The organism is Candidatus Dadabacteria bacterium (assembly GCA_026708565.1).
Classification (GTDB): domain Bacteria; phylum Desulfobacterota_D; class UBA1144; order Nemesobacterales; family Mycalebacteriaceae; genus Mycalebacterium.
In genome coordinates, this window is the sequence record JAPOUR010000001.1 from 25,921 (window position 1) to 33,794 (window position 7,874).

Below are 7,874 nucleotides of genomic sequence, written 5' to 3' on the forward strand. Positions count from 1 at the left end.
ATTACCTGTTTTTCTTGGGCCTGTCTTTTTCCTCCACATAGCCGGTGAGTTGCACTTTGCTGCGGACTTCGGGGGGCAGATTGCTGAGGTCGGGCTTGGGCATGTCGGTTGAAAGGTCGCTTGTGAAAGAGAAAGAGGAGACCACTTTGTCCGCTTTTTTAGAGCCGCACGAGGGGCATTTGACCTTTTTTTCGTCCCCCTCCTCATAGATGAGTTCCGAAAACCTGAAAGCCGTTGTGTTCATAATGAGCAGAACCGAGCCGTCTTCGGAGTAGCGGGCGATGTCAAGCCCGCCTTCTTTGGGCTTGCCCGCGCCCGCCTCTATCTTCCCGCTTTTCAGGTTTATAATCTGCACGCTGTTGACGGCGGCGGTTTCCTTCACAACCGCCCCCGCCGCTTTTTTGTCTTTCATCAGCCGTTTCACCGCCTTTTCAACGGCGTTTTTGCACGGGGCGCATTCGTATTCAAAGAGGGGCATTGTCGCTGTCGCCTACTGCTTGAAATACTGGTTCAGGTTGTCCTGCCCGACCCAGTTTTGCTGTTCCTCGTCTTTCTGGATTTTGTAGTCTTTGTGCCATCCGATATCGTCTCCGGGACCCGGCTCGCGGTCTCTCTTGTCAAAGATCGCCTTGAAGGTTGAAAACACCCTTATCGCCTTTTTGCTCCCGCAGGACGGGCAGGGCGGCGCGGGTCCGCCGACTTCCACAATCTCGCTGAATCTGAAATCTTTCAGTTCAAGATACAGTATGTTTCCGCCGTCAAGCGTATAGCGAAACCTTCGCGCCGCCCGCGAGCGGGTCTTTTCGCCGACTGAGAAAACCGGCGCCCCGTCTTTTTCTTTTGTAACCTCAATGTAGAGAAACCCCGGATTGCCTTTTGAGATTGCCGAGGCGTTTTTTTTGGTAAGACGGCGGACGAGGGCGGAGATGTCGCCGTTAAACTTTCCCGCGCACTGTTCACATTCGTACTCGTAAATGGGCATGACAAGAACTGTTTAACTCTACACGGAATTGCAGGTTTTTGCACAGTGTCAGGCAACGGACGCCAACTCACAGGCCATCGCCTCGGAGAGCCTTATAGGGCGGGAAACCGCTTTGCTCACAAGACCGGTATCAACAGTATCTCGCCAAAGTCGGAAGAAAAGGGTTATAATTTGCCTTACAGAGATTTGTTGGTCTGAAAAGACCAAGAGATGGCTGAAAACAGATTTACAGGAGGTTTTGCTGTGACAGGTCACCCGCAAGTATTAGTTGACGAGCAAGAGATTCGCCTTGACGGAGATGACACGAGTAGCGGTCAGGTCAACATAACAGAACCGTTTGACCCTACCAAAATCAGAGTTGAGACGAAAAACGCGCAGATGGACGCTCTCATCAAGCGGATCAAAAACGATGAGATTGATCTCAGTCCGGACTTTCAGCGTCAGGCCGTATGGAAAAATGAGGCAAAGAGCCGACTGATAGAATCTATGCTGATTAGGATTCCGTTGCCCGCTTTTTACATGGATGCGAGCGATGACAGCAAGTGGCTGGTGGTGGACGGACTGCAACGTCTTACCGCAATCAAGGAGTTTGTTGTGGACGGGTCGTTGTCCTTGACCGGATTGGAGTTTTTAACCGAGTATGATGGGGAAACATTCAGTGAACTCCCCCGCAGTTTGCAGCGCCGTATAGAGGAAACAGACATTGTGCTGTATCTAATCCAGCCCCAAACGCCGCCAAAGGTGAAGTTTGATATATTCCGCCGAATCAATACCGGAGGCGAACCGTTGAGTTTACAGGAGATTCGCCATGCTCTTAATCAGGGAAAGGTCACGAAACTCCTGCCCCGTATGGTCAGTAACGAATTTAAGAGAGCCACGGCCCGAGGGGTATCTCCCATACGAATGGATGACCGTGAGTGTGCGTTGCGATTTCTCGCCTTTACCTTGCATTCTCCGGATGACTACGAGGAAGATAACTTTGACCTGTTTCTCAACAATACCATGTCCAAATTGAACGAGATGGACGACCTCAAGTTAAAAGGCTATGAAGAGTTGTTCAAAAAGACAATGGAGTGTGCCTGTTCAGTTTTCGGGGACAGGGCTTTTCGTAAACAATACGAAGGTGTTGAACATCGTCACCCTGTGAACAAGGCGCTGTTTGAGGCGTGGAGTGTGAACATAGGGAGGCTGAGCGATGACGAGCGACAGACCCTTATGGAAAAACGTGATGTACTGGTGGATAAATTCAAGAATTTGATGGATTCCGACAAAACCTTTGAATCCTCCGTTTCATACGGGACCGGATCAAAAAAGAATGTCCGCTACCGCTTCAACCGGATAGCCGAAATCATTCAAGAGACAATCAATGATTGACTCCATGCGCATCAAAAACTTCAAGTGCTTCAGGGATGAATCTGTTTCCCTAAAGCCGCTGACAGTGCTTTCCGGTATAAACGGCATGGGCAAGAGCACTTTTATACAAATCCTGTTGTTTTTGCGACAATGGGGGTTTCAGTTGTCCGGCGACAATCACGCCAGAGCAAATTTGAACGGGCCTCTTGTCAACTTTGGCTATACGGAAGATGTGTTGCATGAGAAGGCTGAAGAAAAAGGGGAAGACATCATTCTTGCCATAGGTGGAGACGGGAGCGAGAAAGAATACCGTTTCAGTTGTCCGGATGGGGAAAAATGGATTGAAAGCCTCTCCGGCAAGCCTTTGGATACAAGCGATAGTCTTTTAGGGGAAAGTTTCTATTATCTTGGAGCTGAAAGAATCGGTCCGCGGTTGTCTTTCCTGTCATCTAATCTTGGAGGCGGGGAGAAAAGAATCAATGCAATAGGAAACAGCGGCGAGTATTGCGCATGGCTGTTAGCTAATGCTGAACGGGATAGTGTTGAGAATGACTCGCGGATTCATCCCGATGAATCTATATATGAATTGAGGGCGCAAGTTGAGGCATGGCTGTCAGAGATTGGCCAATCCGCCAGAATACACCTTAACAACCACAAGGATATGGACAGGGTAAGCCTCCAGTTTTCTTTCGTTCGTGACCGCATCACCAGTCGTTATTACCGCCCCACTAATGTGGGATTCGGCCTTACCTATGCGCTCCCAATCTTTGTTGCCGGTTTGCTTTCAAAGAAAGGAGGTCTGGTAATCATAGAAAATCCTGAGGCACATTTGCACCCGAAAGGTCAGTCCGTTCTGGGAAAATTTCTTTCAGGAGTGGCGAATAGCGGAGTTCAAGTCATTGTGGAGACTCATAGCGACCATCTGTTGAACGGCATCAGGATTTCTGCAAAAAACGGAGAAATAGATTCGGAATCTGTGGCTCTGCACTTTTTTCAGAGAGATGAGGGGGACCAGTCCACCAAGATAGTCACGCCAAAAATGGACAAAAATGGCCGCTTGGATGAATGGCCTGAAGGATTTTTTGACGAATGGGAAAGCAGCCTGACAGAATTGCTGTAGGATGATTTCATGGATCAGATATTCAATGAACTTTCCGCCAATGGTAGTTACGATTCAAAATACAGCGCCTGTGCGGGTATGGAGAATCTTGCGTGCCTGTCTTTAGAGATGGCGAAGATTGGATTTAGCGGGAAACTGCGGACGGTTCAAAACTTCCACCAACTCCCCATTGCTCCTGACTTTACGATTTCTGATTGGGCTAATGAAAAGAAAGGGGTAGACAAGGAAAAACGACAATGGCTTCTTTTCTCCGCCACTCAGCATCCTTACATTGAGGATTTCATGGAGAAGGAGCAGGACAATAGTCTTGTAGAGTTCAAATTTGACTGCAAGAAGTGTCTGGGTCTCGGTTTGGCATTTCTGTGGGATTGCGGCGCTCTTTCGCTGGATGGGGATGAGCGATTCAGGCAGGACGCTGTTGAGGCATCTTTGTATCAGATTGACAGTAACGACAAGGAGTCTACGGAAACGGTGAAAATCCTGTCATGGTATTCACGGGAACAATTGCCTTCCATAAGAGATGTTCTTGTCAAAAGCGAGAGAAAATCCATATCAGACGGCGAGGGGTTGCTTTCAAAATCGTTGTCGCTATTTCCCGCGCTATCCATTGGTCAGAAAGCGTCTAAGCAATTACAAACTTTCAAAGGCAGTGAACAGCATTTTCAAGAAATTATCCGCCATTTTAGTGTGTTGAATGAAACAATGCGGAATTGGAAGTCTGGGCCGTTTGCTCCGCAGGGAGTAAGTTGGTCTCCTGAGTCTCAACCCACTATGGAACAATTTGCCAAAGAGCGCGAGTTTATATGTTCTGACAGAGAGAAGCGGACATTCAGTCTTCACTCAAGGATTAGCTCCGCCAATGCCAATCTCCGCATTTACTTTCTCCCCGATACAAGTAATAAAACCGTCCATATCGGCTATGTCGGAACACACCTTCCTACGGTAAAACACAGGACCTGATATTGCCCCGCCGACATGAAATTGCCAGCGAACTGCTTATTTCCGTTTCGGACGGGGTGGCTTCGCTTGAGATAAACAGGCCGGAGAAGATGAACTCTCTTTCTCCCGCCGTTCTTAACGGAATTGCCGATGCGCTGGGGAGGTTCTCATCCGAAGGGGACGCCGTCCGGTGCGTTGTGCTGTCGGGGCGAGGGGGGAAGGCGTTTTCTTCGGGATACGACTTCTCTTTTATCGGCTCAAATGACATGACACGCGATTATACGGGAAAAAAACACCCGCTCGCAGAGGCTTGCGAGGCGATTGAACAGTTTGCCAGACCCGTTATCGCAATGGTCTGCGGACACGTTCACGGCGGAGGGCTTGAACTCGCGCTCGCTTGCGATTTTGTTATCTGCTCGGACGATTCCAAATTCTCCATGCCGCCCGCAAAACTGGGGATTGCCTATCCGTTCTCAGGGCTGGCAAGGGTCGCCCGCGCGGTCGGTATCGCCAACGCAAAAAGGATGTTCTTCACCGCAGAAACACTCTCCGCCTCAAAGGCGCTTGAAACGGGACTTGTAAGCGAAGTGGTTTCCCGCTCCGCGCTCAAAGAGGCGGCGGACACGGCGGCGCGGCAAATCACCGCCGGAGCGCCGCTTTCCATTGAAGCCGCAAAACTTGGGCTGAACTCATGGGCGGAGGGAGTAAGAGGAAAAGGGACGGAAGAAATGAAGAAAGCCGCGCAGAAGGCGCAAGACAGCGATGACTTCAAAGAGGGTATGGAGGCGGTTTCGGCGAAAAGGAAGCCGGTTTATCGGGGGAAGTAGGGCTCAAAACCCAAACCGCAAACCCACATTGGCGCGGTATTCCATTATCTCCGAACCCAGAGAAACGGCGGCTTCGCCGAAAACTCCGCGCTCTTTGCCCCATGTGTACGAACCGCCCACACTCAAATCTCCGGCAATTGATTCAAGTTCACTGGTCAAATTGTCAGTATGAGTACTGCTCCCCCTGCGGACTCTCACAGCCGTCTCGCCGTCCAGAGGGACGAGCAGGTTCAGCCCCGCGTAAACATTGCCTTTGCCCGCCTCACTGTCGCCGTATTCGCTTTCGCTTCCAAGCGCCTTTAACTCCTTGTCCACAAACACGCCCACACGCCCGGTAAGGGCTGCGCCGTCTTCAAGAGAGGCGGTTTCCGTGCCGAGTGTATTGCGGAAGTCGTCAAAATCCGCCGTAGTCCAGATTACCTGCGCCTGAGGGGTAACATTGACGCCGCTCAGGGGGTAGCGGTATCCCGCCTCTCCCGATACGCTGAAAGCGGTTGCGTCACTGCCGGAAACCGACAGTTGGGAGGAAGTCAGGTCGCTGGAAAAGAGGGCGTATTGAAACTGCCCGTCCGCGTAAAAGTTGCCCTGTTCCATAGTGGCGGTGGCGGCAACGGAGTAGCCGGTGGTTTCTATCTCGCCGTCTCCGGGCGCGATATCGGTGTTAGCCAGTCCGAACCAGACATTGCCTCCGAGTGTCAGCCCCTTCACTTCTTCAAAGGGATAGTCCGCGCCGAAGCGGATGCGTGTGTCTTGAATGTCATACTCGCTTTTGGCTGTGGATACGCCCGGTTCAAACGAGGCGACAGACCCTTCAACCCGTCCCCATACGCCCACGCCTTTTTCGTCCTGCCAGACACGCCCCTCAAGACGCTGTTGCATTGAGGGAAGGGAGGAAAGTTGCGCAAGCGTTGCGGGGTAACTTTCTATTACTTTTCCGACATCGCCGAAGCCGTCTCTTATGAAAGCACAAGCACCCGCCGCCGAGTCGCAGTTGAGTCTGAAAGCGTAGAATCCGGAGTCTGCGCTTCCGGTGAAATGGTTTGCCGCATTTGCCGCATCTGCGCCAAATAAGCTGATGACATTGTGAGTCCTCGCCGCCGCATTCGGGTTGCCGTGGATGATGAGGTCAATCGGGGTTGTGCCGGTTACCTCGTTGGTGATGTTGAGGATTGAGAATCCTCCAGTCGCAAAGTTGGCGCTCATAACCAGCCGTCCGCCGTTGCCGGCATAGTTGCCGCTTATGGTAACACTCGCATCTTCATCAAGAAACAGAGCGCCATCGTCAAGGGAGAAACTTTCATCAACAGTTACCGAGCCGTCAATTGCCCATGTATTGGGTCCGGTTTTCCGCACTGTGTCAAAGCCGCTCAGTTGTCCCAAGTTAAACGAGGGGGTATTGGCGAACGGCGCGGTGGCGGCGGCAAGTTCAAATGTCGTGTTGTCTCCGGCTGCCGTTATAGCGCCTATGATATTTGCGCCCGGGCGCAGTCTGACCAGAGCGCTGTTGCTTGCGCCGGTGCGGACGGCGTGTTCGCCCCCTCTAACTGTTCCCGCAATATCCACGACAATATCTCCGAGGTTTCCATTGCTTCTGCTGATTCCGGCAAAAATGCCTGTTCGCATGGCGGCGGGGGCATTGACCGATGCGCCCGGGGCAACATTAACTGTTATATCACCCGTGCCTTTATGATCCAGAGCGACGCCGCCTAAACTTGCGCTTGTGATGTTGCCGGTAACATCAATGTTCAGGGCGGAAGAGTTCACCCCCGTTCTGGCGTCAACGCCGCGCCCTATGGAAGTCCCGGTAGTGTTAATGTCTCCGCCGATGGTGATATTGAGGTCGCCTCTGGTGTCGTGTCTGGCGAGAATTCCGCCGCTTTGCGCAGAACCCGAAGCGTTGATGTTGCCCATCGCCATAATGTTCATGCCGCCCGGAGGATTGCCGGTGTGACCGATTGTGTTGGCGGCGGCGTCAATGCCCCAAGCGCCGGTTGTCATAATGTTGGCGTTGGGGGCGAGGAAGATTGACAGTTCGCCTCTGCCGAGATGCTCGGCTTTTATGCCCAAACTTCCGCTTCTTATGTCGCCTGTGGCGTTGATGGTTACCGAGGACTGGCTTATGCCTGTGGTTTCCACATCAATGCCGTTATCCACAGCGTTGATATTGCCGCCGGAGTTAATTACCACCGCGCCCAAGCCCTGATGCCCGATGTAGATGCCCCGGTTTCCCGCCGTGATAGCGCCGGTGGCATTGACGGTTATGCTATCGGCGGCGGCGGTGGTAATTAAGTCAATGCCGTCCTGTGCGGCGTTGAGAGCCGCCGGAGTAGTTAATTGCCCCGTGCCATCAAGTATCTGCACTCCGATGGCGTCTGTGCCTCTGGAGCTAACAGTACCGCCGATGGTGGCATCAAGACTGCCGCCCGGTACAGTAACCAGAGAGAGGGCTCTGCCTGTCGCTACATTCATACCGAAACCGGGTTCGGTGGTTACCACAAACCTCTCGCCATGAGTGGCGGAAGGGGATTGGGTCGTGTCCATAGTCGGGTCTGCCGCGCCGCTGCATGTCCATGCGCCGGGTGTGCCTGAGACTCGCTCACACATTCCCGCCGATGCCTTTTCGCCCGCGCCCGGAAACAGAGCCGTCCCCAGC

At 52.3% G+C, this 7,874-nt stretch carries 7 protein-coding genes; 4 read left to right on the forward strand and 3 right to left on the reverse strand.

Annotation, left to right across the window (positions count from 1 at the left end):
* Nucleotide 1: 1 nt before the first annotated feature.
* Nucleotides 2-478: a hypothetical protein gene (locus OXF42_00125; GenBank protein MCY4046509.1), complete on the reverse strand. Its 477-nt coding sequence runs from the start codon at nucleotides 476-478 to the stop codon at nucleotides 2-4.
* A 12-nt stretch (nucleotides 479-490) separates the two neighbouring features.
* The gene (locus OXF42_00130) at nucleotides 491-982 is read right to left on the reverse strand and encodes a zinc ribbon domain-containing protein (GenBank protein ID MCY4046510.1); all 492 of its coding nucleotides are present in this window, start codon (nucleotides 980-982) and stop codon (nucleotides 491-493) included.
* Between the two features lie 210 nt (nucleotides 983-1,192).
* Here OXF42_00130 and OXF42_00135 point away from each other — a divergent pair, with 210 nt between their 5' ends.
* The 4 genes from OXF42_00135 to OXF42_00150 are packed head-to-tail and all read left to right on the forward strand — an operon-like array spanning nucleotide 1,193 to nucleotide 5,221.
* Nucleotides 1,193-2,356: a DUF262 domain-containing protein gene (locus OXF42_00135; protein MCY4046511.1), complete on the forward strand. Its 1,164-nt coding sequence runs from the start codon at nucleotides 1,193-1,195 to the stop codon at nucleotides 2,354-2,356.
* The gene (locus tag OXF42_00140) at nucleotides 2,349-3,455 is read left to right on the forward strand and encodes a DUF3696 domain-containing protein (GenBank protein MCY4046512.1); all 1,107 of its coding nucleotides are present in this window, start codon (nucleotides 2,349-2,351) and stop codon (nucleotides 3,453-3,455) included. Before OXF42_00135 ends, OXF42_00140 begins: the two co-directional genes overlap by 8 nt.
* 9 nt (nucleotides 3,456-3,464) lie before the next feature.
* On the forward strand, nucleotides 3,465-4,415 hold the full coding sequence (locus tag OXF42_00145; GenBank protein MCY4046513.1) for a hypothetical protein: 951 nt from the start codon (nucleotides 3,465-3,467) through the stop codon (nucleotides 4,413-4,415).
* Between the two features lie 2 nt (nucleotides 4,416-4,417).
* Nucleotides 4,418-5,221 (forward strand): enoyl-CoA hydratase-related protein, encoded by an 804-nt coding sequence (locus OXF42_00150; GenBank protein MCY4046514.1) that lies wholly within the window; start codon nucleotides 4,418-4,420, stop codon nucleotides 5,219-5,221.
* A gap of 3 nt (nucleotides 5,222-5,224) precedes the next feature.
* Here OXF42_00150 and OXF42_00155 read toward each other — a convergent pair.
* Nucleotides 5,225-7,874 (reverse strand): autotransporter outer membrane beta-barrel domain-containing protein (locus OXF42_00155; protein ID MCY4046515.1); only part of this gene is annotated, 2,650 nt, incomplete at its 5' end.